This window comes from Levilactobacillus yiduensis, assembly GCF_024718525.1.
Classification (GTDB): Bacteria; Bacillota; Bacilli; order Lactobacillales; family Lactobacillaceae; genus Levilactobacillus; species Levilactobacillus yiduensis.
The window spans coordinates 1-25,413 of the sequence record NZ_JAMXAZ010000003.1 but is presented as its reverse complement, the minus strand read 5'-3'; the positions used below and the strand labels follow the sequence as shown (position 1 = coordinate 25,413).

The following is a 25,413-nucleotide window of genomic DNA, read 5'->3' as shown; positions in this document are numbered from 1 at the left end:
GATGGTGACTTAAACTGCCTGCCGGTGGGATTGAACGCATTGGCAAACAATTCAGATCCGAGGCCGACGTTTATATCAGGACCGGCGATGAGCGACTCAATGACCAGAAACGACTAACAACCCAATGTCGCCAACAACCACCACCGTAGCCGGGAGTTCGCCAAATATGGGCTCAGCCGTGGGAGTTTCGTTAGCAGCTTGCTGCTTAGGAAACTGGCGTCTTTGAGACGTGAATTTCGGCTCAAAGCGAGAGCGAGACCGCCCTTTGGCTCGATCGGTCCGCCCACCGCGTTCCAGTCCCATATTTGGCGAACGGTAGGCGGCCAGTTACCACCACTGTAAGATGCAAAGCGGCCGTAACGAATCGGTTAGTCAATCGCTGCTTTGATTTGCTCGATGCGGTCGAACAGGACACCATCGCGCAAGCCGGCGTTGGAGAACGTGATCTGTTGGGAATCCAGCAGCCGCATCAACAGCGCCACCGGAATCAACCCACCGATGATGATGTCGGCCCGGTCCTTAGACAGACCCGGGACCTTTTTGCGTTCTGCCAAGTCGAGGCCCAGCAGTTGCGTCAGAGTGTTGTATACGTCGGTGGCGTTTAGCTTGTAGCCGTGGACGTCTTCAAAATTCAAGAAGTTCTTGTTGCGGCGGTTGATCTTGGCCAGCGTCCGGTTCGCGCCGCCCAGCCCAATCACGGGGAGGTTGGCGGCCTCGCGTAGCCACCAGACGTCGTTGAACACGTTGTTGACGAACGTCATGGCGGCGAAGAGGGAGTCTGCTTGGACCTTGTCGCTTTCCAAGTAGGTTTGTGACAGGGTGACCGATCCCAGTGGAATCGAGACCACGTGCTTCATTTGCCGGTTTTGGACCAGAATCAGTTCGGACGAACCGCCCCCAGTGTCGACCAGCAAGCCGTTGATGATGGGGAGGGTGTGGACCACGCCGATGTAGTCGTAGCGGGCCTCAGCCGCCCCAGAGATCACATCGAAGTCTAGGTCGAATTTTTCTTTGACCTGCTTCAAGAAGTACTTCTGGTTGGTGGCCTGACGCACGGCCGCCGTGGCGACGGCGACGATGTTGGCATCATCTAATTTATCGTAGACGGTCTTGAAGTCGGCCAAAGCTGCTAGGGTGCGTTCAATGGCGGCCGGTTGTAAGATCTGCTCGGTGCCCATGTTTTCGGAGAGGCGCACGTAGCGTTTTTCCTCGGCCACAGTCTTGTGGTTGCCGGCCTCATCGATTTCGCTGATCGTCATACGGACTGAGTTTGACCCTAAGTCAATGACAACTAAATTTTCCATTTATTCTAGACTCCGATCGATTGGGGATTCAGGCTGATTTTTCGGACTTAACATGGGTTTGAACTGCCGCGGCGCATTGCTGTCTTGCGGTTTGTGGGTGGCGTTGGCCTTGATCTTGGCCGTTGCCTGCGCCATGAAGGTTTCTTGAGCGTCCAGCGGTTCCAGCCCCCGCCGGTCAACGCGCGCATAGGTGCGGTCGGCCAGCAGAACCCGTGTTTTGACGTTATCATGCCAGAGCGTGGCGAAAATGTCAAAGACCCGTTGCCGCAAATCGTCTTGCAGGATGGGGAAAAGCAGTTCGACCCGCCGATTGAGGTTCCGGGTCATCAGGTCGGCACTGGACAGGTACAGCTGCGGGTCGCCGGCGTTAGCGAACGCGTAGATCCGGCTGTGTTCCAGGAAGCGGCCGACGATGGAGTGCACTTCAATGTTTTCACTGAGCTCGGGAATGCCAACGTTTAAACAGCAGATACCCCGAACGATCAATTTGATCTTAACCCCGGCGTGTGACGCTTCGTAGAGTTTGGCGATCATGGCGGAGTCGGACAGTGAGTTCATCTTCATTTCGATCCAGGCGTCTTGGCCGTTGCGGGCGTTGGTGATTTCCTGGTCGATCTTAGACACGATGAAGTTGCGGATGCCGTTGGGCGACATGTGCAGCTGGTGGAAGTAAGGGGGTTCGGAGTAGCCGGACAACATGTTAAAGATGTTGGAGGCGTCGATCCCCATGTCCGTGTTGGTGGTCATCAAGCCCAAATCGGTGTAGAAGTGGGCGGTGACGTCGTTGTAGTTCCCGGTTCCCATGTGCATGTAGCGACGGATGCCGTCGGGTTCCCGACGCACGATCAACGCCAACTTACAGTGGGTCTTCAGGCCAATCAGACCGTAAATTACGTGACAGCCCATCTTTTCCAGTTGTTGGGCCCAGTGGACGTTGTTTTCCTCATCGAACCGCGCCTTAACTTCGACCAAGACGGTGACCTGCTTGCCATTTTGCGCGGCGTTGCCCAGGTACTTGATGATCGGCGAGTTCGAGGAGACCCGGTAGAGCGTCATCTTGATGGCCAAAACGCCGTCGTCACAAGCCGCTTGCCGAATCAATTCCGTGACCCCAGCGAAGGTATCGAAGGGGTGGTGAACCAAAACATCGTGTTGGCGAATGGTCTGAAAAATGTCGTCGTCATGCTGCAGGCCGGGGGTCCGGGCAGCGGTGAAGGCGGGATAGCTCTCGTCATCGTGGCCACTGATCTGCTTGACTAACTTGCTGAGGTAGGTCAGGTCAATGGGGCCGCCAATCTCGTAAACGGCGTAGTCCGCAATTTCTACGGAGTTGATCAGACGGGTCCGCAGCGATTGGCTGATGCCCGCTTCGACTTCCATGCGGACGGCGCGCCCGTGTTCCCGCTTCTTGAGCTGTTGTTCGACTTCCTTCAAGAGGTCGGATGTATCTTCCTCGGCCACGTCCAAGTCCATGTCCCGAATGACCCGGTAGTTGGCAGCTTCCTTGACCTGGTAGCCAATGAACAGATTGCCGATGAAAGTCTTGATGATATCTTCAAGCATGACAAAGCTGTTGTCGGCACCAGGCAGCCGGACGGTTCGTGGGAAAATGTCGGGAACTTGGACGGTGGCGAAGCGTTTGTCCTTCTTGTCGCCGTTCTTGTACAGTCGTAGCGCGATGTTCAAGGTGTTGTTCCCGATAAATGGAAACGGCCGTGAGCTGTCGACGGCCATGGGTGTCAGAGCCGGGGAAATTTCGTCATTAAAATACTTTTCGATGAACCGGGTCTGTTGCGGCGTCAATTCTTCCGGCGTCAGGACGTGGATGTCCAGGTTGTTTAGCGCGGGAATCAACATCCGATTCAACGTGGAATACTGCTTGATCACTTGGTCGTGGGCCTTGGCGTTAACGGCCAACAGTTGGTCTTCGGCCGTCATGCCGGAAGCATCGGGCTTGGGATAGTTGACCGCGGCTAATTTGGACAAAGAGGCCACCCGGACCATGAAGAATTCATCAACGTTACTCTGCGTGATGCCGAGGAACCGCACCCGTTCCAGCAAAGGGTTGGCCTTGTCGCGAGCCTCTTCCAAGACCCGGTCGTTAAAGTCAAGCCAGCTCAGTTCCCGGTTGGTGTAGTACTTGGGCTTTGTAAAATCTACTGTCATTTGTGTAATCTCCTTTGTTTCAATACCGGTTGTAAGCCGAAGACGTCCGCGAAGAAATCAGCCTTATAGTTAAAGGCCCAGCGAATGAGGGACAGTTCGTCATCACTGAAGACGGTAATAATCACTTTGTTGGTCCGCACGGAAACGGAGATGCGCTGGATCGTCTGTTGGTGGGCATCATCTAAGGCGTCCGCAATCCGCAAGATGGCGGATAATTTGGCCACGACCAGCCGTTTTTCACTGTCGAGTTGGCGGAAATGCGCCAGGTCCTCGGCCGGCGTCCGGGTGCTGTGGTAACGGGAAACGGCCGCGATGATCTGCGTTTCCTCGGTCGACAAGCCCAACATTTCGGATTGCTTTAGCACGTAATCGGAGTGGAGGTAGTGCTGATGGGTGTCGATGAACCCGCCAATGTCGTGCACGATGGCCGCCACTTGAAGCAACAAACGGTCGCGTGCCGTCAAATGGTGCAACGGTTTAAGTTGGTCGAAGAGGTGTAAGGCGAAGCGCCGTACCAGATTCATGTGGTTGGGTTCCACCCGGTAGCGCCGGGCCAAGTCATCGGCGGAGGCTAAGATCTGGTTTTCGAAATGATATTTGTGGTAGCCAGCCTCAATGGCCTGGTTGGTGGTCAAGCCGTCTAACACGTTTAAATTGACCAGGTGGAGCTTTTCGGCGTGAACCACGGTCAGTAACTTTTTGATCAAAAGGACGACCGGTAACACGATCTCCACGTTTTCCTCGGTCAGGTGTAGGCGCTCCATTAGGTATTGGTTGGAGGCACCGGCGACTTCAGAACAGAACTTGTTGAAATCCTTGATGGAAAGGCTGTAACTGGTGTCGCCCTTGGGGATGAAGTAGGTATTGAGCGGTGCGGCACCTACCAGCATGACCTGGTTGGGAACCGTTTGCATCTCGTCGGGAAGAAACCGGTAAAAGTCATCGACCTTACTATTGATGTAATCGTCCAGCACATCGACCGGATTCGGCGCCGTTGCCCGCAAGTTTTGCAAGACTTCTTTGATCCGAATCGGCCCCAGCTTCATGTTGTGGGAGGCAACCAGGTCCTCGTGAGCAAAGAAGGAGAGGGTGGTGCTCCCGGAATTAAGGCCGATGATGGCTGCGTGCTCCTTGACCAGGTGATGATACCGGTCAAGCTTCAACGCGATAGCCTCGTTGCGGACGAAGGATTCCTCGCCCAGCGACAGCCACTCGATGTGCAGCCCAGTCCGCACGTAAAGCTGGTCGCGCATGAATTCCGCGTTGGGTGCTGATGACAGGGCCTGTGACCCCCAAAGCTTGTAATGCGTGACGCCGTAGTCCTTCAAAATCTGAAGAAATCCACGCAGCGCCTCAACGGCATCGGCCACAGTTTCGAAGCTGATTTCTTCATGGTTGTAAATATTTTCCCCGATGGCAACGGTCGATTTGACCCGTTCGGTTTGGGTGCCGGTCTTCAAGTTCACAATCGACAGTTCGATGCTAGAAACATTGACGAGCATTGCGCCAAAATAATCATCAGCCATAAACTTCATCTACTTTCTACTAATTTTATCTAAAACCTGCAAAACTGGTGTTCACGGTGTGACTGTACGTTGGGTCTTACTGACCGCCTGCCGTTCGCCAAATATGAGCTGGAACGCGGTGGGCGGCGGGACGAGCCAAAGGGCGGTCTCGTCTCCTCGACTTTGAGCCGAAGAGCACGTCTCAAAATCGCCAGTGCCCTAACCGGCGTGAACCGTGCCGCTAAGGGCACTCCCACGGCTGAACTCATATTTGGTGAACTCTCGGCTACGTTGGTTGTTATCAGCAACATTCACCAGCTCATTACGTTTTCCACAGTGAACATTTCCAATTAGTACGTTCTGCCAACTGAAAAACAGTGAATTGGCAATCACTGTTGAATTTGCGCATCACAACGCTAGCAAAATGACAGCTTTGAGATGAGCATTTTCGGTTCAAAGTGAAGCCTAAGATACGACTGTCACAACGTTCCGGCCCAAATCTAGTGAACGGCAAGGCGACCAGCAAGACCCAACATGCAAGCTAGCTAACTCATAATGATACCAGAATTGGTCTGGACCATGGGCAAAAAGTCAAAATTCGTAGCGCAGCAGATGAATTTTGACTTGCCGCCATTATTCCGTGAACACCTGATTGTCCATGATGACCCGTTCCAAGTGCTTTTCCGTGCGCTGACTCTCTGGCGGCAGGGTTTGGTAGTCCCCGTAAAGCCGTTGGAGAATTTTATCATAGTTACGGGGGACGCGAACAGTTAACTGCTCAAACGGTACGGAAATGAGGTCTGTTAACTCCGCAACGTCATAAATTTCCTTGTCATAGGCGTATTGCGAGGCCAGATTTTTGACCTGAGGCAACTGCGTGTCCGCCTGATAGCGCGTCATAAGCGCCTCGCGTTGCACCTTCAATTCAGTGGCGGCGGCGAGTTGTTCGCCATTCAACGGGCTCTGTAGCTTCCGGAGGGGATTGTCCACCAAGTGATAGCGTAGTTGCAAGAGCAAGCGGGTGTTTAGTAGCTGGAATTTGCCCAATTGCTCGCGCTGAGCGGCGGTATCCGTGGGGATGCGGTCGAGCGGGAAAATGTCAATGAAGATGCCTTTGCGGGCGTTGTTGACATTGTTTTTCTCTTCAATGTAAGTGTTGCGGTCGAGGAGCTTGGCGTAGCTCAGCGCATAGTTCTTGTCGCTGGCGGGTGTTTGTAAGAAATAGTGGGTGCCAACTAAGGCGGCTGGCGCCTGGTCGATGAAGCGGTCATAGTCGGCACGCAACAGGCCAACGTCGACGTCATCGTCCCAGGGGATGAAGCCCTGATGGCGAATTGCCCCCAGGAGGGAACCGCCCATCAAAAAGTACGGGAGGTTCAGGTCGTGGCAGAGTTGGGTGAACTGGGTCAGATTGCCCAGCTCCACCTGATGGATACGGTCAATTAAACGCGGCATAAGGTGGTCCTTTCTAAATAATAATTTAGTCGAGTGAGTAACGACTCTGATGAATGATCTTGCTAGTGGTGTCCTTGAAAATGACGGTTACAGGTTGGGATGACTTGGGCTCAAAGGTGGCCAGCCCACTGATCGTTTGCCCCGCCTTGACTGGCATCACGGTGCGGTTCAACTTATTGTTGTCGCTGGTCTGGCTAGTGGTGAAGGCCAGGTTACCTGTCGTGAGGGTCTTGCCGCTTTGAGTAGCGCTGACGGCAGTCTGCCAAAGATCGATTGGCACGACGGCCTTGCTTTGATGATTCGTAAAGGTGTAGTACAGCACGAACAGGTTGCGATTGGCTGTCGCACTGGCCGTGACCTTGGTTCCCGTCAGTTTAAACGTGGTGTGGTCGACCGTCAGTGTCTGATTGTGAAAAGTTGTGCTCGACGCTTGCTTTTGACTACTGGATGAGGCCCGTTGCTTAGACTGACTGCTGCTGACGACGGTCGATGAAGATTGCCGCGGCTCCTGTTGGCTACTGGGCTGCTTCGTCGCGCCACAGCCGCCCAGGATCAGTAAGCTGCCCAGGACGGCCAATAATTTAAGATGTGACATGAAAAACTCCCCCTAAAACCAGTAATACGTAGCCAGAAGTAAAGAAACGCTAAAATTAGGTCACGCCACAAGCATTTTTGCCGCAATACCAGCGAATAGACGGTACAATAGAACTACACCGTCATGGCAAAATAATGATTCGCAAATGACCGGGTGGACCTGTGGCTGGCTACGCCTCTATTCTAGCATAGGACGGCGGCAACTAGCGCTTAATGACCCAGGAAAAAGACTGGTATTTGCTGGTCGTAAATGCTAAGATAAAAATCGTATTTTGAGAAATGTAGGTGGGTAATCATGGCTGAAGCAGAAGAGCCGCTGTTGGACGCGTTTATTGATGTTTATATGAGTTCATTAAAATATTTGGATGAGTTCGTTTCCGAACCAGCCAAGGCGTTTCACTTGTCTTTTGAACAGTATCTGATCCTCCGCGAGATCACGCGTAATGACCACGTGACCCTGATGGATATTGCCAGTAAACGGCAGGTCACGCGTAGTGCGATTTCCCGGCAGATCAAGGTTCTGTTGAAGCAAGGGTACTTGCAGCAACAGCCCGATGAAAATGACCGGCGGCGCCTGTACTTGCTAGCAACGCCAGCGGGGGCCAAGGCTGAACGCGCGATTCGTGATCGCATCAACCGGCGTTTTCAAGGCTGGGTCGATGTCTACGGCGATGACCGGGCCCATGAAATCTTGAATTTCATTCGGGACTTCAGCCAGGTTACCCGCATGAAAAAGTAAAAATTTCGGTGTAACCCCGAGAATGTTCTTGGGGGAGAAGGAGATTGAAGTCAATGAGCAAAAAGCGCATGAGTGACCAAGAGGCAAAGCGCTGGCGCAAGATTGTCTTCATGGATGATGGCCACGATGACAAGCGGTCGCCACGCCAATCACGGTCGTACGTGTACGGGGAACCGGCGAAACGATCATGGTGGGAACGGCTGACCCAGCACTTTGGCCGGCGCTAAATGAAAAGCGGACCACACGACTGAACTTGAGTCGGTGGTCCGCTTTTTTATGTTGCTGGCCTCCTTGCCATCGTGCGGAATATCAGGTGGACATGTGCGTGAACTCTGGACTGAGTGTGCCGCTGTTGAATGGTAACGGATTGACTAGCGTAACGATTATTTATTGACGATTCGCAATAGTAGCCGATAGTTCGCCAAATATGAGCTCAGCCGTGGGAGTTCCCTTAGCGGCGTGGTTCATGCCGGTTAGGGAACTGGCGACTTTGAGACGCGGTCTTCGGCTCAAAGTCGAGGAGACGAGACCGCACTTTGGCTCGTCCCGCCGCCCACCGCGTTCCGGCTCATATTTGGCGAACGGTAAGGCGGACGCGGTGTTAGGTAACCGCCAAGTGGCTAGTCAGTGATTGGTTCAACGGGGGTGAATTCTTTGACCAGCTCGACGCGGACGTTGTCACTGCCGCTCAAGAGCTTGGCCACTGGACAGCGCCGTTCGGCCAGGTCGACCATGGATTCGGCCGTGGCTTGGTCGACGCCAGGAATGCGAACCTGGGCGGTGACGTAGAATTGTAAGCCGCGGGTGTCGCGGGCCATTTCCACGATGGTGTGGACCTGAGACGTGTGCGGCAGGTCGCGCCGTTGTTCGATAGCTTCCAGCGTGGCATTCAGACAGGTACTCAACGCCAGTCCAACGAATTGTTCGGGGTTGGCTCCCGGTCGATCATTTTCAGGACTGCTGGTCAGGGCGTCTAAACCGCCCGGAACATAGGAGTGGCTCTCCAAGCCGTCGTCGTTGATGGCAACGGTCCGGTAACGTGGTGGGAATTTACTGCGGTCAATAGCCAAAAAACATCAACTTCTTTCGTTCAATTTACTTTTAGATTACCCTGTTTTCCGGGAAAAAACAATTAAAAGGCCGTAAAAATGTAAGGGCCTCCACTAGAGCTAAACCAATGACTGTTAACCAATTGAACAATTGTGCTCAGCATAGGCCAGCCGTGGTGACAAGCGGTTGCGCGGAACGACCATACCAATTACAGATTAAATTGTCCGCCAGGAAGAACATTTGAACCTTGCGAGATTGTCAGAACGCTGTAATCACGGTTAATCGGCGTAAACGGTTTTATGTAAAAATTTTGTAATAATTGTGTATCAGGGGTAGACCACATCCTGTTTTATGTTTATAATATAGTCAATTGGTAATAGACACTGGCGAACAAGTTTGGGGGGAGCCAAATGTTGAATGAAGAGGTTTTAGATGAACGCAGACGGTTTCAGATGATTACTTGGCGCGCCAAACAGCACGGCGCCCAAGTTGTTGAGAAGAAAATGATGCAGCGCTTCACGGACACCGTGGCTGAGCAACAGGCAATCGTCGCAGCGGCTCGGCGGCAAGAGACTTCAGCGGTTAGTTAGTCAACTGGGGCTACCGAAGACGATTTGGACAACTGTCTCGCCATTCGTGGTACGCTATGGCGGGTTAGGGGGTAAGCAGATGAAACATCCAATGGTGTATTACATCTATTACTTAGCAGGTTGTTTGTTTATCGGGACAATGGCGGTGGTCGTTTTTCAAATGATCAAGTTGTGGATTACCGCTAGCAGCATGTAGCCATGAACACAGACGAAAAAATCACTAGGCGGTTGAGAACACGTTCTCAACGTCGCCTGGTGATTTTGTTTTTTTGAAAGTATGTATTAAAAAAGCTAGTCACGTTTGGACGCAACCAGCAGAATAGAAGTATGTGTACGGCTTCAACGGTGTTAATAATGGCTAAATGTCAATTAATTCCTCCAACGATTGAAGTCCCGTGGCAGGCTCTCACCTGAATATGTAACTTCATTATAACGTTGACACCCGCCGCTGTAAACCACAAATTTAAAGATTCACTTAAACTAGGACGGTTAGTAAAACGAGAAACGTCAATAACGCCGGCATTCCTTGCAGCCAAAAAATAGACTTTTTTACCGTCAGACTGCCATAAATGGCAACAATCACAATATAAACCAGCAGCAACGCCGTGGTGATCAGCCGGGCGCGGCCGGTCAAGACCCACTGGCTGACGAGGATCGTTACGGCGAGCATACCATTGTAAATGCCCATATTCCCTAATGCCGCTTTAGCCGGCGCTTGATGGACGAAACTGAGGGGCATACCGAACGCTTTGGCTTGTTGTGTGGGCTTACCAAAGATCTCCAAAGCCATGATACCCAGGTGCTCAATCGCGACAAAATAAATTAAGAATGTTAAAATTATAATCATTATAATTGCCTTCTTTATTAGTGGTTAGTATAGTAGAGCTAGTGGAGACAATGTGGGCAATTACCCATTGCGGACAAAAACATTTGAAACTTTAAGCTAATTTTTAGTTTGGCGTGTAGAATAATTAGTGAGGATTAAATTTACCAAAGAAACTTGAGTCATTCACGGGGAGAATGGCAGTATAGCGAGCTTTTGAAAATAATGAATGGAGGAATTACCCATGAGACTCCTAGACTTGAGCGGACAACAATTCGGCAGACTGACGGTTATTCGTCGGGACGGCACAGCAAAGAACGGGAATGCCACTTGGCTATGTAAATGTAATTGTGGCAACCTGGTCACCGTTGACAGCTATCGGCTACGTCATGGCATCACGGTGAGTTGCGGTTGCTACCGGCGCGACGTCAGCAAGGCCCGGTTGACGAAAGATCCCCGGACGAAGAAGCAGATCGGTAACGCAATGAACTTGCCATTAGTGAATGGGAGTAACGTTGCTGCGCTGACAAAGATTAGTTCCCGGAACATTTCCGGTGTTATCGGCGTCAGTTTTGATAAGCGCTCCGGTAAGTGGGCAGCACGTCTATTTTACCACGGCCGTTACATTTTAAACCAGACTTTTACCGACTTTTACGATGCCGTTGCGGCACGGAAAGAAGCGGAACTTAAGCTGGCTAAAAAAGACAACTTACAATTAGACGCCTCCGCTGAAGGCTAATTCAGCAGGCTTAACCAGCAAAGTAATAGAAGCCAAAACCGGTCGTTCCCGTCATTGGGGAACGACTTTTTTGGTGGTTAAATTGTTAAAAAAGTGTTGACGCTCGGCTGGCGGGCTGGGTATGCTGGCTATAGTTACGAAATGATAGACTTAACGTGTTGATCCACGGAATGACAGTGCTTTGTCTGTTAAAATTAGTGGAACCAGGCGCCTGCTATGGGGTGTGGTCTTCAGGCTTGCTTAAAATCTTGGCAAAAACTGCCAAAATTTTAAGTCGTCTCACGCTTTAGGCTGAGATAAAACTCCAGCCAACACAGTTGACGATCTAGCTGTTACTAAGGGTCAAGTCAATTATTGTTGGTAAGCATTTCTGTAGCCGAGAGTCCGCTAAATATGGGTTCAGCCGTGGGAGTTTCCTAAACGGCATGGTTCATGTCGCTTAGGAAACTGGCGTCTTTGAGACGTGATCTTCGGCTCAAAGGCGAGGTGTCGAGACCGCTCTTTGGCTCGACCCGTCCGCCCACCGCGTTCCGACCCATATTTGGCGGACGGCAGGCGGCCAGTTCTCACCAAGAAGCTGTAAACGACTGATCTTAACACCATGAAGTGCATGGTAACAATGGTTACAGTCGATTTTCGTTTTTCAAACCGTTAGACAATTTTACATTTATGAGAGGAAGAGTGCCATGGATTATCGAGAAGAAGCGGATGCGTTGGGCACCGTGAAAGTACCTGCTGACGCGTTGTGGGGGGCGCAGACTGAGCGGAGCCGCCACAATTTTACGACCGGACCGTTAATGCCATTGGTCCTGATTCGCGCCTTGATTCAGTTGAAACGGGCCGCGGCGGTGGCTAACCGGGACTTGGGCGAGGTGCAAGAGGCTAAGGCGACCCTGATTATCCGCGCGGCCGATGCGCTGTTGGCCTTACCAGACGACCAGCTGCAACGTGATTTTCCCTTGCACGTGTACCAAACGGGGTCGGGGACGCAGACCAACATGAACGTCAACGAAGTTATTGCCCACCAAACGGTGAAATTCGACCCGACCAGCGGCGTGTTGCCCAACGATGACGTCAATCATGGTCAGAGTTCCAACGACACGTTTCCCACGGCGATGGCCATTACGGCGACCTTAGCCCTGCAACCACTGCTGACCGCCATCCAGCAACTGATCGACGAGCTCACGACCAAGCAGCAGGCCTATTGGCGGGTGGTCAAGATTGGCCGGACCCATTTGCAGGACGCGACGCCGCTAACGTTTGGCCAAGAAGTCAGTGGGTGGATCAGCATGTTGCGCCACAATCAGGACTACCTGACCCAGTTGGCACCGACCCTATTGGAACTGCCGATTGGCGGGACCGCGGTCGGTACGGGGCTCAACGCCGCACCTGGCTTTGCCGAAGCCGTAGCGGCCCAGCTGGCTCAGGTGTACGGCCAGCCCTTTACCGCCAAGACCAACAAGTTCTTCGGTTTAGCCGCACATTCCGGGCTCAACGTGGTTCACGGCGCGCTGAAGACGTTGGCCGGCGACCTGTTGAAGATTGCCAACGACATTCGCTTCCTAGCGAGTGGTCCCCGGGCGGGCTACGGCGAGCTGAATATTCCCGCCAATGAACCTGGCTCCTCCATCATGCCCGGCAAGGTCAACCCCACGCAAGCCGAGGCTTTAACGATGGCGGCGACGCGGGTCATGGGCAATGACGTGACCATCACGGTGGCCGCCTCGCAGGGAAATTTTGAAATGAATGTGTATAAACCCGTTTTGATTGCGACGTTCTTGGAGTCTGCCGATTTATTGACGGGGACGATGCGGGGGTTCACGACCAAATTAGTTCACGGTCTAACCGTTAATGCCGACCGCATGGCGGCACTGGTTGATCAGTCGTTGATGACCGTGACGGCCCTGTCGCCACACATTGGGTATCACGACAGCGCGCTGATTGCCCAGGCAGCGGACCGCAACGGCTGGACGCTGCGGGAGGCGGCGCTGAAGTCTGGCAAGGTAACGGCCGAGCAATTTGCGGCTTGGGTCGACCCCTTGGCCATGACGAATAGTGACCGGCCAAAATAAATTTTAAGAAAATGATGAAATTATCTTGACATTTCTCTAATCAAAGTCTAATCTTATGGACAAGTTAGCAAGCAACAGAATAATTTGCGTTGATGAAGACGACTAGATCAGGGTCGGCCTGACTAGCGACTCCCGTTTGGTGTGAGGGGAGACAGGCCACTGATCGAAAATCACTTCGGAGCGAAACGGTGAAGAAACTCGTAACCGCGTTGGTGGCACCCATTATCGTGCAAACGGATTGCCCCGGCAGTCCGCGAAGCGACGACAGTTTTTTTGTCGTAAATAAGGTGGTACCGCGTGTTTAGCGCCCTTAGCAGAAGTCAAATTCTGCTGAGGGCGTCTTTTTTTACCCCGATTCGCTGACTGACTGTCATTTTGAGGTTTGGAGGGATTCGATGGATAAACGAATGGGATTAGGATTATTAGGATTGTTAGTGGTGGGCACGTTAGCGGGCTGTCAATCAGGCAAGTCAGCGACGACGCAAAATAAAGCGTTGAGCGTGACCATGCCGGCTGAACTACAAACGGCCGACCCCAACAAGGCGACCGACGCGTATTCTTTTTACATGATGAAGCAGACCACGGAGGGCTTGTACCGGCAAAATAATGACGGTAAGGTGGTGCCGGCGATGGCAACCAAAGTCGTCAAACCCACGAACAACGGGAAGACTTATACCTTTACGCTGCGGCGCGATGCGCGTTGGAGTAACGGCGACCAGGTCACGGCCCAAGACTTTGTCACGTCGTTCCGGCGCCAGGTCGATCCAACGACCAAAGCACAGTATGCCAACCGATTTGCGACATTTACCAATTATGCAGCTATTCAAAAGGGTACGAAACAGCCGAGTGACTTAGGTGTCAAGGCACTGGGCAAATACAAGCTCCAGGTCACGCTAAGCCGCCAAGATCCAGCATTTAACTACGATGCGGCCACAGAATTCTTGCCGGTCAACCGTCATTTGGTAAAGAAATATGGCGCCAAGTACGGCACCAATTCCAGTCGCGTCGTGGCCAACGGTCCGTACGTGTTGAAGAAGTGGAACGGAACCAAGGACAACTGGGTCTACGTCAAGAATCAGCGCTACTACGGCAAGAAGCAAGTGAAGATCAACCGGGTCAACGTGCAGGTGGTCAAGACAGATTCGACGGCTGAAAAGTTATTTGCTGCCGGGAAGGTTCAAGAAACCAAGATTGCCGGGACCACGGTTACCGGGACCGCCAACAATCCGCAACTCAAGAAGCAGATGCGCAAGACGTTGACCACGGCCGTTTCCATCCAGTACTTCAATACGCATACAAAATTAGGAGGTAATCAAAACTTCCGGACGGCGGCCAGTCTGGCCATCAATCGCCAGGAACTGACGTCGAAGGTCAATCAAGATGGGTCGGTACCGTTGAAGAATATGGTCGCCCAGGGTGTGGCCAAGGATCCGAACAACGGGCAAGACTTCGCGGTCAGCACGGGGAACTACACGCCGTACAACGCGGCCAAGGCCCGCAAGCTGTGGCGGAAGGCCCGCGCAGAATTGGGCGGGGGCAACTTCAAGCTGACGCTGTTGACCAACGATTCGGACGGCTCCAAGAACGTGGCCGAGTACATCCAGAGTCAATGGCAAAAGAACATGCCGGGGCTGACCGTTACGATCTCCTCAATGCCACTGACGCAACAGATCAACAAGATGTTCAAGGGCAACTTTGACGTCTCGACCTTTGGCTGGACCGGGGATGAACCGGACCCGACAACTGATCTGGACCTGTTCATGAAGGGAAATTCCATCAACTTCTCGAATTACGTCGATCAGAAATTCAACCGCTTGATGTTGGCGGCACAAACGGAAACGAACGCCAAGAAGCGTTTCGCATTACTGAAGACGGCAAACCAGCGGCTGTCACAATTGGGCGTCTTCAACCCACTGTACCAGCAAGCACAGGTCAACCTGGTCAGCAAGAAAGTCGGCGGCATCAAGTACAGTACCTTCAGTACCGCCGCCCAATACCGCTACGCTTACTGGAAGTAGCTTAGCTAGTCATAAATGGTGGTACTGGTTGCCTTACCGTCCGCAAAGTTGCCTAAACCAGTGCCTGCAGCCACCAGGGATTCTGCCTGCTATGGGGACTGGCTCCAGCCTGGGAAGCGGGCTTCCACCTCGCTTCGAAGCCTTGCCAAGCCCGCAAGTCTCCGAAGTCGCCCCACGATGTAACCTGGCAAAAAACGCCAGGAAACATCGTTATCACAGCTGGCGCCATCCCTAGTGGCTTCCGGCAAAGTAGCGGCTGATACTCACACAGATTTAGACCACGTTGCCAGTACGGTCGTGGAATCGATTGTAGTTTCAGTCAGTCGTTGTCGACCAATCACTACCGTAGCCGTGAGCCCGCAAAATATGGGCTCAGCCGTGGGAGTTTCCTTAGCGGCGCGGTTCATGTCGCTTAGGAAACTGGCGCCTTTGAGACGTGGTCTTCGGCTCAAAGCGAGGCGTCGAGACCGATCTTTGGCTCGACCCGTCCGCCCACCGCGTTCCAGCCCATATTTTGCGGACAGTAAGGCGTAACATAAGGACAAATGAAAAAGCAGTGACCCGCTGGAAATCCAGTTGGCGTCACTGCTTTTTTGCCGAAAGTGAGTACACCTTCAGTCAATCTATTTTTAGTGGAAGGGGGAGTTAAGGAATCACGTAGAAACTAGGGGTGAAGTAGGTTTGACTGAAGACGCCGATGCCGTCAATCGGGTTTTGTGCGGCTACGTAAGACCCGTTTCCTAAGGACAGACCGTCGTGGTAAGGGTTACTTTCTGAGCCCCAGAACAGGATGGCGCCAGCTGGTGCGTTGGCCACGTCGTAGTGGTGGGTGCCCAGTGCGGCTTGCTGGGTCGTCGTCCGGGCGCTCAAGCCCAAGGCGTATTGAACCAAGCCGGAGCAGTCGAACCCAGCCGTGGTATTTCCGCCGTAAACGTACGGGGTGCCGCTGTTGGCGATTGCCAGTGCTGTCGCGACGCCGTTACCACCAGCAACTTGGCTACCGGTCGTGGTCGTCGTGGACGTAGACGTATTCGTCGTTGGTGTGGTTGAGGTATGTTGGTAGTTCGTGTTGGTCGTTGGCGTCGTTGTCGTTTGTGTTTGGGCCGGCTGTTGGCTCGTTGCCATGTGAGCGGAGGCGGTGGTGCTGGTTCCAGCCAGGAATAAAGCCCCCGCAGCTAAGGTGCTGATTAAAAAGCGCGTCTGTGTCTTGATAAATGTCACTCCATCATTATAAGTATTTGTTGCCGGCCGAATTGCTGAGGGCTAACAACACTGTTGAGTATACCGGTAAAAAGTTGCGGGGATGTCACAGTGTTTTAACAGATTAAGTCAGTTCGGTAACGGCAGATGTCAGGTACGACCAACATTTAAAATACCTAATGACTTATCCGCTGGGTCGCTAAGGGGCTTAAGTAATCGGTCAAGGAAAGGGCCAGGCGTTGTAAGCGGGTGGTCCTCAAGCTAATTCTGATTAGTTTTCCTTACGCTGACGGCGATCCAGATAGCCCAAACCAAGCGTGAAGCTCAAGAGGCTTAAGCCTAAAATGACTAAGCCATCATGAGGTTGCTCATTGGTTTGTGGCAACTTCTTGGCAGGCTGTTCAGTGGTTGCTGAACTATTATTGGTTTGATCAGCAACTTGACCAGTTGCACCGGAACCAGATTCACTGGCCGTTGCCGGCTCACTAGACTGACTAGCAGAAGTTGCTGGTTGTTCGGTCTGGTGCATCGTGGTCGTGGTATTAGGCTTTTGCGTGGTGTAAGTTGGCCGGTGAGTACTGGTGTTGGCACCAGTCGTACTGCCAGTTACATAGCTGCCAGAGCCGCCGGGAATAACTGGCAGGCTGGTTCCAGGGGTGACTTGGCCAGGATGACCTGGATAGGTGACACCAGGCACTTGTTCATCGCCAGGGAATTCACTAGGATTTTCTGGTTCAGTTGGTGTCGTGGTCCCAGGTTGTTCAGTACCAGGTTCTGTAGTTCCGGGTTGTTCAGTCCCAGGTTCTTCAACGCCAGGTGCTTCTGGGTACTCAGTGCCAGGTTGTTCGGTTCCGGGCTCTTCGGTTCCAGGTTCTTCAGTGCCAGGTTCTTCAGTGCCAGGTTCTTCAGTGCCAGGTTCTTCGGTTCCGGGTTCCTCAGTCCCAGGTTCTTCAGTGCCAGGTTCCTCAGTGCCAGGCTCTTCAGTTCCGGGTTCTTCAGTGCCAGGTTCTTCGGTCCCAGGCTCTTCAGTTCCGGGTTCCTCAGTGCCAGGTTCGCCAGGTTCAATCCCTGGTTCTTCAGGTTCAGGCTCTTCGGTACCAGGCGCTTCAGGATTATCCACGTCGCCGGCACCTTTGACATAAAGACGAATGTAGCCGACACGCAGGATGGCCGTGTTGGAGAAGGCGCTGTTAAAGACGACTACCCCAACATGTGATCCCTGCTTGATTGTGGCTTGCCCAAAGGAAAGGCCCAAACCGGCGGACATTGGGAATGTGTCGTCCGCAGGAATCCGAACGTTAGCTGGAACGTAGAAGTACATTTCATCCCCAGGGTCGATCTTCAACCAATTATCAATGGACAACTTGTATTTGACGTAGTAAGTGAGATCTTCAGGTAAGACTGCAGAGTGACTGTAAACCGTACCTTTCTTATCAACAATTACCGCATCGGTCGCGTTTGTACCGTGGCCTTCAATGACCTTTGCTTCACCGACGATTGGGTGGGTAAATAAGCAAAGACCAATCAGGCTGGCGGCAGCGATTAAACTAAAACGCCAAAATCTTCGCATAAATAAATACCTCCTATCGAGATTCCCTCTCTCTCAACACCTATAAATTAACATGTTTATAGGCTAGACGTTCAATCAGACGGTTCGTTTGTTAACTGGTCGAATACCGCGTTATCCTTGATTTTACGGTATTTATGAACGAGTTAGTCGCGGGGGTGAATGACTTATGCATAAATTAAGTGACATTTAGGGATAAATCTGTCTCGCTGCCAAGACGATTTAACCGGCAAATCAGTGGGCAAATAAACAGCATAGTGCACTGACCAGTAGGCCATTAAGCAGCTAAATGGGTCGATACGAATGCGGTAGGCAGCGGCAGGGGTTCATGCTAAAATTAACTTCTAAACTTCAGAGGTTGGGGGCAGTTGGGGATGAAAACTTTTGTATTCGATGTGGACGGGACACTGAGCTTTGACGGCCAAGAGATTGCGCAAGAGGTGCGGCAGGCGCTTCAGCAGTTGGTCAATCACGGCCATCGCGTGATTTTTGCATCGGCGCGGCCGATTCGGGACCTGTTGCCGATTATTCCAGGTTTTCACGAGTCTCAGCTGATTGGGGCCAATGGTGCCTTGATTTCTCAAAATGGTGATGTGCAGACGATTGCGACGATTCCACCAGCGGATCTACGGCGACTACGGGGTGTGATCTCACAAGCAAATCTCGATTATGTGGTTGACGCCCGTTGGAACTACGCCGCGCGAGTAGCCGCCACGCATCCGTTGGCCAAACGCATCGATCCAGCTAAACTGGCGCAATGTGTGCCGCTGTCCGCAATCAGGGCGGCCATTAAGGTCACTTTGATCGGCCTACCAGCGCAACAAACCCGTGAACTCCAAGAGACGCTGCAGGTACGTCGAACGTTAACTGTCGTGGCTAACGCCGAAGAGGGTAACTTGGATATCACCGCACGGCACATTGATAAGGCCACGACCCTCCTGCGGTTGGGCGTGACTGATTACGTGGCTTTTGGCAATGACCAAAATGATTTGGCGATGCTGGCCGGCGCTCAACACAGCGTTTGGGTCACCAGTAAGCCCCAACTGGCGCATCTAAGTACCCAAGCGACGGTGACCTGCGCCCCAACGAGCCAGGCGGTGGCAGCACAAATTGCACAACTGATATGATCGCGTTTTGCGACACGGTGGGGAAATAACAGTTGTAACTCGCCGCAACTTGTGATAATCTGTCAACAGTTGCATAACTTTAAAAACAATAAGAACGGACAACGCCTAATCTGCACCATGGGTAAGCGAGCTAAGGGTAGTGAGAGCTTAGTGTCATGCCGATTGAGGATAACCCCGTTTTCGTTGCCAACTGAAATTACGAGAGTAGGTTGCGCCGTGCCCCGCCACGTTATCCAGCGGAACGTATGTTAGTACGTTATTTAAAGTTGGTTTTGCACATTAAAAGACAATTTGGGTGGTACCGCGGAAAGATCTTTCGTCCCTAGTGATAGGGATGTTGGATCTTTTTTTAGTGCTCAGAAAAGGAGAATAGATATGACAGAAGTTTTAGTAAGAGATTTATTTGGTAAAACGCATTTTGCCGAAAGTGAAGAAATTGTCTTACACGGCTGGGTCAAGACGGTCCGGGGGTCCAAGCGGGTCGGCTTTATCGAATTAAGTGATGGTTCGACTATTAAGAACGCACAGATCGTCATGAAGAGTGACATCGACAACTATGCCGAATGGACGAAGTTGCCACTGAGCTCAACCATTAAGGTCGTCGGCACGGTCGTTTACACGCCCGAAGCCAAGCAACCACTGGAGGTTCACGCCAAGGAAATCGTGTTGGAAGGGGCTTCTGACAACGATTACCCGCTGCAAAAGAAGAAGCATTCCTATGAATATCTGCGGACCATGGCTCACTTGCGGCCCCGGACCAACACGTTCTACGCGGTCTTCCGGATTCGGTCATTGGCAGCCTTTGCCATTCACCAATACCTGCAAGAACACGGTTTCACCTACGTCAACACGCCTATCATCACCAGTAGTGATAGCGAAGGGGCCGGGGAAATGTTCCGGGTCACGACGTTAGACATGAACAACCTGCCTAAGACGGACGATGGCAAGGTCGATGACCACGCGGACTTCTTCAAGAAGGAAACCAACTTGACGGTTAGTGGTCAATTACCAGTTGAGGCCTTTGCGCTAGCCTTACGTGACGTTTACACGTTCGGGCCCGCTTTCCGGGCTGAAAACTCCCATACGGCCCGGCACGCGTCTGAATTCTGGATGATCGAACCAGAAATGGCGTTCGCTGATCTGCAAGACACCATCAACGAAGCCGAAGGACTCCTGAAGTACGTCGTGGCCTACCTGTTGGAACACGCCAAGGACGAATTGGACTTCTTGAACGGCGCCGTGGACGACGACCTGTTGAACCGGTTACACCAAACCTGTGACGAGAAGTTCGCGCAGATTACCTACACGCAAGCCATCGAGGAGCTGAAGAAGGCCCCGGTTGACTTCGACGTGCCCGTATACTGGGGACTGGACCTGCAGGCGGAACACGAACGTTACCTCTGCGAACAAGTTTACAAGCGGCCAACCTTCCTGACGGACTATCCAAAGGAAATCAAGGCGTTCTACATGCGCGATAACGCGGATGGCAAGACGGTTGCGGCGGCTGACTTGCTGGTACCACGGATTGGGGAACTGATCGGTGGGAGCCAACGGGAGGAACGTCAAGCCGAATTGGCCCAAAAGATCAAGGATTATAACTTGCCACCAGAAGAATACCAGTGGTACCTTGACCTGCGGAAGTACGGCGAAACGCCTCACTCCGGTTACGGTATCGGGTTCGAACGGTTATTGATGTACGTCACGGGGATGGAAAACATCCGCGACGTAATCCCTTACCCACGGACACCAGGTAACGCTGAATTCTAAAGACACACAAAAATTGGCGCTCACGTCCATCAGTCAAACTGGTGGGGTGAGCGCCTTTTTGCTAGGTGAGATGTTGTCATAGCTTTAATTACTCAGTAGCCATCGCCAGCCAATCTTCATCCGAGATGAAGTCATGGGGCCTGAGTGGTGAGACATCGGTGTCGGTCAAACGATTTAATTCATCCGCAAACTTGACGGCCATGGCACGCGTGAACTTGGGCTGCGTCACGTTGAAATAAACCTTGTATTTCCGCGGATTAATCAGTGGGTGCCAGTGGCCTTGCCAAAAGCTCAGGAAGGCAATTAGCTGCTGGTCGGTGTTCGGTGTAAAAAAGATAATCGTCTTGGGCCGACATTGCCGATAGGGTGATTCATTGAATGCGGCAATGAGATCAACGGAAAATAACTCGAAGCCATACTTTTCAGCAATCCGTTTCATTGCGTGTGCTAGATATTTGGTATTCTGGAATTCAGTTTTCATTTTACACGAAAGGACCGGTGCATCCAGGCCTCTCTCTCCCCCTTTTTTGTGATAACCTTAACGAGTTCCACGTATTTAGCCTATCGTAAATATTGGGGGGAGTGTTAGTGTTCGTACTGGGTTTGTAGTTGTAATTAACGATTTAAGCGGTGAGCGTTAAGAACGATAAGGTGAGGGCCCGATACGAAAATCAGAGAAAAGTAAAAATTACTTTGAAGCACGGCTGATAGTAATTGAATGCAACAAAACTTAAGCATTTTGTTGATCTGCAATTCTTGCTACAATTTTGTAGCAATGATATGATAGATGTAGAAATGAGTGTGGAGGATAGCCATGAGTTTAGCTAGTAAAACTACAATTCGCCGATTCTTGCAAGATTTTAAAAAGGCCCTTAGTCATGGGGACTGGGAAATTGTTCAGCGCAGAGTAGCGTACGCTCAGGTAACTGAAATGACGCCCGAGTCAATTAAAATCGTACTCATGAAGCTTACCCCCGATGATTATGTAAGGGGGCCTGAATTAGATAGAGACAGACCCGGTGAATACTTGTGGGTTTTCTACAAAAATGGTGAAACTGAAAAGCGCTTATACATAAAGTTAAAACTCATGGATGGACATGCCAAGGTTATCTCATTTCATGAAACTATTTACGACTAATGGAGGGGGCGGTAATGATGAGAACAGAAGTAAAGTTGATAGATGAAACTTACACTATTCGTGGAGAAAAGGTTGACGTTGTTACTAGTGCTCGGTTTGACGTAGACAGTGGTGAACAAGTATTTGATGAAAAACTTGATAATAAAGCAATTTTAAGTGCATTCGATAAATACCGGGACAGTCATGGAATTATTTCTCCTGAACGAATTAAAAAAGTACGTCATTCGTTCGGTTTAAGTCAAAGAGATTTCGCTACCCTATTGGGCTGGAGTGCGACGACTATTGCAACTTATGAAACGGGATCATTGCCTTCAAAAGCTAATAACAAGATACTACTAGCTTTAGAAAATGACCCCGATGTGGCGCAACCGTTGTATGACGTCTCTAAAGAAGCGATGACTGAACGGGGCAAAGCGGCCTTTGAAGAAAACGTTGGAACATCGAAAGTAGAAAAGTCTAAGAAATTCATTGAAAAGGGAATTAATACGCTATTTGCGGATATTAATTACTCTGAATTTTCGGGGTATAATGCTTTCGATTTAAAGAAGTTTTCTAATATGGTTTTATACTTCGTTATTAATGTGCCAGAATTGACTAAAACCAAGCTTAACAAACTACTGTTTTATGCGGATTTTACTCACTTTGCACGTAACACGGTCTCAATAAGCGGTGTTTCTTATGCACGACTACCTCATGGCCCGGTTCCAGACCAATATAGTTTGTTGTACGGATCTATGGAGAGCGCTAATCTTATCGTTGAGAAGGAGAATAGTTCAAGTAAGTATGAGTGGAGTTGCTATGCTCCCAATGCAGAATTTAATGCTGCATTGTTCTCAAAAGAAGAATTGGCAGTTATGCATGACACATTAGAACGCTTTAAAGATATGAATGCAACGTCAATCTCTGCTTTCTCCCACAAAGAGAATGCTTGGATTGACAATGGTAATGCTGAGCTGATTTCGTATGACTATGCTAATTCACTAACTGTTTTAAATAACTAGGGACCGGTTTATTTTCATAGACGAAGGAGCCCCTGACTACCGCAAATAGTCAGGGGCTTTGGTATAGTAACATTTTAACCTCTTTCACAATACCATTATCACGGATATTAGTTGATAAAGGGAACTGAAAAGCAGGCCAAAATAAAAAGACCGCGCTAACAGCCCTCACCAATCACTCCGAATAGCTATATTGTACCACTGACAACTAGACGGATGGGAGCTGCTAACGGTGGCAGATATTGATTTTAAGAACGTAAGTATGAGTGAAATCTTTCCAGAAGTAGACGAGAAGAAGGCTCGGCAGAAGGTGGCTAGCTTCTTATCTCGAGCGTTACCGCGTATGATTCGGATAACTTCAAATTCATTGACTGAACTGCGGTCACAGCGCTTAAATGACATGCCTAAAGCGTCTGATAGTGACAATGACAGCGACCGCCGAATAGTCCAGCACCTGTATGCCGAACAGGTCGTTCAGCAGGTCAAACAGGCTATTAGCCAATGCAATCAGGAAAGCCAGAATATATTGAACATGCTGTATTTCAAGAACTACTTCTGATACGCAGTGCTGCATGGCTCTCCAACGTTCCGAGTCTAGCTACTCTCACGAATATAAAACACGAGCGCTGCTAGAGTTCGCTGACTGTTACTTTCTGGATGACTTACATGTTTACCAAGCAGAATAGAAGACTGGTCTAGCGGAGACGCCAGGGCTTTGTTATGCTACGAATAGTTATACTCAAAGGAGAAAAGAAAAATGTGGAAAATAGTTGTGGGTATTTTAAGTCAGATGAGTCCGTTTCTATGGTTTACTACCATTGTTGGTGGAGTCTGGACTATAGTTAAGCAACATGATGCGGAACGTTCTCGAAAAGAAACGGAAAAAGAATTGGAGTCTGTGAAGCAACAATTAAATGATAAGTCCCATATTAGCCAGAAACGATTTGATTTAGAATTAGAAGTTTATAAAGATTTATCTAAAAGCCTAGTCGCGGCATATGATTCTTCGAGTTTACTGCAACCGATTATGGATAGCTTACCCGAAAAGCCCGAGGAACAGTTAGAAGTTATGAAACATAGAGAGAAAGATTTTGTTCAGGCGTTTAATGACTTTTCTCGAGTAAGACGTGAAAATGCACCTTTCTATTCGGAAAATATTAGTAAGAAATTAGAAAGTATTTCAAAGGATATGAATGAGCTACATAACCTGTTTACATACAAATGGTTTATTCCGGAAATGAAAGCTCATGCTGTTGGTATGAACGGAATGCAGCGAAACCTCGATTTACATGAGTCTATAAAGAACGAAACAAATCAGATTACTACTGAAATACGGGGAAGATTAGATAAGCTAAGCGATCAGGCTTAGCGCATATAATTGATGAGTCTGGATAATCTTAAGTGCACGTTTTGGTGATTCATCGGTGGTCAGGCAATCTTCGAAATTGGCCGGCGACTTAAGTGGGTTAAGGAAAATGATTTAGCACATGGAGAATTTGGAAAGTGGATCGATTCTTTGGAAATTAATCGGACGTTTGCAACTAGAGCGATGAAGGTTTCGTCTGAGCTGAGTTCAAATTATGCGACGTCGCATAATTTGGGTATGCAGGCACTTTATGAAATTGTTACCATGCCTGAGTCCGAGCGTGACAAGCCACAGCAACTACCATCTGGTGAGGTTAAGAAGCCTGATGAAATGACCGTGCGGGAAACTAATGTAGAAATGTTTCTACATTTGGTGATGCTTTTTAAACGGTGCGACGTCACACCTTTATTTGGATTGCTTTCATAAAATTATGATACGTATCATAATTTGAAATACGACATCGGTGTCGTATTAGGTAACGTGGCTGACTAATAAGAGTGGCGACTAGCGGTAACCGTTCGTCGTCAATTATAGTAACGCGACCTGAATTCGTACCCGTGTCCGAATTTGATAACAGCTTAATGAGTAGCCTTGACGTTAGTTGTCAGGGCTTTTTCTGTTAATCAACATCCCCAATACGATTAGAGAAAGAAACGGCTCATTACACCCTTGTAAACCCTAATCGAATTAATCAGATTATTTGTTGGTAAATGTTAAGTCTGCACTATGAGATACACCCTTAGACATGCTCGGATAAATTGGTAGGTAAAGGGTGCAACTCATACAGGATTAACAAGGGATGAGGGACTAACGATTACTAGTCTGAGGACGTTGTATAATGCTCGCAATTGTTGACAAACAAAGCCTTGGTGAAGTCATTTAGGATACACGAAAAGGGCGCAACTCGTTAATTTAGGGGTGCACCTAAAGTTGCATCTATTTTAGGGTATGCAAACAGTCTTGATTATCGTTATATGATCAGGTGCAAGGCAGTCGACAAGTGCAACTGAGGTTATGGCTGTTCAAGAAGTAAATGTTAGTTTAGGTGCTTGCAAATGCCTACACCTATTCGTGTATTCGGGGCCGAGCGAAGTCCGAAATTCGAGCTTGCATACAGGGCCCGATTTAAAATTGAAGTGCAACACCCCTTAAGACATTAAGGGTAAACAAATAGGCCATGGAGACCTATACTTTT

23 protein-coding genes and 1 other annotated feature are annotated in these 25,413 nt (G+C 50.3%); of the genes, 13 read left to right on the top strand and 10 right to left on the bottom strand.

Annotated features, from left to right (window positions below; all coding sequences use genetic code 11):
- Window positions 1–368: 368 nt before the first annotated feature.
- From ppx to NGM66_RS02490, 5 genes are all read right to left on the bottom strand, one after another.
- Entirely contained in the window at window positions 369–1,304 is a 936-nt protein-coding gene (gene ppx / locus NGM66_RS02510) for an exopolyphosphatase (RefSeq protein ID WP_208910381.1), read from the bottom strand.
- Window positions 1,305–3,470, bottom strand: coding sequence for an RNA degradosome polyphosphate kinase (locus NGM66_RS02505; RefSeq protein WP_208910379.1), 2,166 nt, complete (start codon window positions 3,468–3,470; stop codon window positions 1,305–1,307).
- The gene (locus NGM66_RS02500; RefSeq protein ID WP_208910377.1) at window positions 3,467–4,996 is read right to left on the bottom strand and encodes a Ppx/GppA phosphatase family protein; all 1,530 of its coding nucleotides are present in this window, start codon (window positions 4,994–4,996) and stop codon (window positions 3,467–3,469) included. Before NGM66_RS02500 ends, NGM66_RS02505 begins: the two co-directional genes overlap by 4 nt.
- A 612-nt stretch (window positions 4,997–5,608) precedes the next feature.
- Window positions 5,609–6,430, bottom strand: a complete 822-nt coding sequence (locus NGM66_RS02495; RefSeq protein ID WP_208910371.1) for a LicD family protein — start codon at window positions 6,428–6,430, stop codon at window positions 5,609–5,611.
- Window positions 6,431–6,455: 25 nt separating this feature from the next.
- Complete coding sequence (locus NGM66_RS02490; protein ID WP_208910369.1) at window positions 6,456–7,025, bottom strand: DUF5067 domain-containing protein; 570 nt, start codon at window positions 7,023–7,025, stop codon at window positions 6,456–6,458.
- 294 nt (window positions 7,026–7,319) lie between these two features.
- Here NGM66_RS02490 and NGM66_RS02485 point away from each other — a divergent pair, with 294 nt between their 5' ends.
- Window positions 7,320–7,763, top strand: a complete 444-nt coding sequence (locus NGM66_RS02485) for a MarR family winged helix-turn-helix transcriptional regulator (RefSeq protein WP_208910367.1) — start codon at window positions 7,320–7,322, stop codon at window positions 7,761–7,763.
- Window positions 7,764–7,816: 53 nt separating this feature from the next.
- The gene (locus NGM66_RS02480) at window positions 7,817–7,990 is read left to right on the top strand and encodes a hypothetical protein (RefSeq protein WP_208910365.1); all 174 of its coding nucleotides are present in this window, start codon (window positions 7,817–7,819) and stop codon (window positions 7,988–7,990) included.
- A gap of 393 nt (window positions 7,991–8,383) precedes the next feature.
- On the opposite strand, the gene NGM66_RS02475 is transcribed toward NGM66_RS02480, so the two are convergent.
- On the bottom strand, window positions 8,384–8,833 hold the full coding sequence (locus tag NGM66_RS02475) for an OsmC family protein (RefSeq protein ID WP_208910363.1): 450 nt from the start codon (window positions 8,831–8,833) through the stop codon (window positions 8,384–8,386).
- A 432-nt stretch (window positions 8,834–9,265) separates the two neighbouring features.
- Here NGM66_RS02475 and NGM66_RS02470 point away from each other — a divergent pair, with 432 nt between their 5' ends.
- Window positions 9,266–9,403 carry a hypothetical protein gene (locus tag NGM66_RS02470; RefSeq protein WP_258115359.1) on the top strand — a complete coding sequence of 46 codons (138 nt, stop codon included), beginning with the start codon at window positions 9,266–9,268 and terminating at the stop codon, window positions 9,401–9,403.
- 475 nt (window positions 9,404–9,878) lie between these two features.
- On the opposite strand, the gene NGM66_RS02465 is transcribed toward NGM66_RS02470, so the two are convergent.
- Entirely contained in the window at window positions 9,879–10,250 is a 372-nt protein-coding gene (locus tag NGM66_RS02465) for a DUF1304 domain-containing protein (RefSeq protein WP_208910359.1), read from the bottom strand.
- 220 nt (window positions 10,251–10,470) lie between these two features.
- Between NGM66_RS02465 and NGM66_RS02460 the strand changes: the two genes are divergently transcribed.
- The 3 genes from NGM66_RS02460 (at window position 10,471) to NGM66_RS02450 (ending at window position 15,055) form a co-directional block, all read left to right on the top strand.
- Window positions 10,471–10,965, top strand: a complete 495-nt coding sequence (locus NGM66_RS02460) for an alcohol dehydrogenase (protein WP_208910357.1) — start codon at window positions 10,471–10,473, stop codon at window positions 10,963–10,965.
- A 686-nt stretch (window positions 10,966–11,651) separates the two neighbouring features.
- Window positions 11,652–13,037 carry a class II fumarate hydratase gene (locus NGM66_RS02455; RefSeq protein ID WP_208910355.1) on the top strand — a complete coding sequence of 462 codons (1,386 nt, stop codon included), beginning with the start codon at window positions 11,652–11,654 and terminating at the stop codon, window positions 13,035–13,037.
- An 80-nt stretch (window positions 13,038–13,117) separates the two neighbouring features.
- Window positions 13,118–13,352, top strand: a binding site (T-box leader).
- An 80-nt stretch (window positions 13,353–13,432) separates the two neighbouring features.
- Window positions 13,433–15,055, top strand: a complete 1,623-nt coding sequence (locus NGM66_RS02450) for a peptide ABC transporter substrate-binding protein (protein ID WP_208910353.1) — start codon at window positions 13,433–13,435, stop codon at window positions 15,053–15,055.
- 645 nt (window positions 15,056–15,700) lie between these two features.
- Here NGM66_RS02450 and NGM66_RS02445 read toward each other — a convergent pair.
- Window positions 15,701–16,276 carry a C40 family peptidase gene (locus NGM66_RS02445; RefSeq protein WP_258115358.1) on the bottom strand — a complete coding sequence of 192 codons (576 nt, stop codon included), beginning with the start codon at window positions 16,274–16,276 and terminating at the stop codon, window positions 15,701–15,703.
- Between the two features lie 250 nt (window positions 16,277–16,526).
- On the bottom strand, window positions 16,527–17,825 hold the full coding sequence (locus NGM66_RS02440) for an LPXTG cell wall anchor domain-containing protein (protein WP_208910351.1): 1,299 nt from the start codon (window positions 17,823–17,825) through the stop codon (window positions 16,527–16,529).
- 371 nt (window positions 17,826–18,196) lie between these two features.
- Between NGM66_RS02440 and NGM66_RS02435 the strand changes: the two genes are divergently transcribed.
- Window positions 18,197–18,949, top strand: a complete 753-nt coding sequence (locus NGM66_RS02435; RefSeq protein WP_208910349.1) for an HAD-IIB family hydrolase — start codon at window positions 18,197–18,199, stop codon at window positions 18,947–18,949.
- A gap of 375 nt (window positions 18,950–19,324) precedes the next feature.
- Window positions 19,325–20,716, top strand: a complete 1,392-nt coding sequence (gene asnS / locus NGM66_RS02430; RefSeq protein ID WP_208910347.1) for an asparagine--tRNA ligase — start codon at window positions 19,325–19,327, stop codon at window positions 20,714–20,716.
- An 88-nt stretch (window positions 20,717–20,804) separates the two neighbouring features.
- On the opposite strand, the gene NGM66_RS02425 is transcribed toward asnS, so the two are convergent.
- Window positions 20,805–21,197 (bottom strand): hypothetical protein, encoded by a 393-nt coding sequence (locus tag NGM66_RS02425; RefSeq protein ID WP_258115357.1) that lies wholly within the window; start codon window positions 21,195–21,197, stop codon window positions 20,805–20,807.
- Between the two features lie 333 nt (window positions 21,198–21,530).
- On the opposite strand from NGM66_RS02425, the gene NGM66_RS02420 reads away from it, so the two are divergent.
- The 5 genes from NGM66_RS02420 (at window position 21,531) to NGM66_RS02400 (ending at window position 24,644) form a co-directional block, all read left to right on the top strand.
- Window positions 21,531–21,854 (top strand): type II toxin-antitoxin system MqsR family toxin, encoded by a 324-nt coding sequence (locus tag NGM66_RS02420; protein WP_208910343.1) that lies wholly within the window; start codon window positions 21,531–21,533, stop codon window positions 21,852–21,854.
- A 14-nt stretch (window positions 21,855–21,868) separates the two neighbouring features.
- The gene (locus NGM66_RS02415; protein WP_245155259.1) at window positions 21,869–22,855 is read left to right on the top strand and encodes a type II TA system antitoxin MqsA family protein; all 987 of its coding nucleotides are present in this window, start codon (window positions 21,869–21,871) and stop codon (window positions 22,853–22,855) included.
- Between the two features lie 229 nt (window positions 22,856–23,084).
- Window positions 23,085–23,411 carry an ArpU family phage packaging/lysis transcriptional regulator gene (locus NGM66_RS02410; protein WP_245155258.1) on the top strand — a complete coding sequence of 109 codons (327 nt, stop codon included), beginning with the start codon at window positions 23,085–23,087 and terminating at the stop codon, window positions 23,409–23,411.
- Window positions 23,412–23,609: 198 nt separating this feature from the next.
- Complete coding sequence (locus NGM66_RS02405; RefSeq protein WP_208910339.1) at window positions 23,610–24,221, top strand: hypothetical protein; 612 nt, start codon at window positions 23,610–23,612, stop codon at window positions 24,219–24,221.
- A gap of 51 nt (window positions 24,222–24,272) precedes the next feature.
- Window positions 24,273–24,644: a DUF3102 domain-containing protein gene (locus NGM66_RS02400; protein WP_208911054.1), complete on the top strand. Its 372-nt coding sequence runs from the start codon at window positions 24,273–24,275 to the stop codon at window positions 24,642–24,644.
- The last annotated feature ends 769 nt before the right edge of the window (window positions 24,645–25,413 follow it).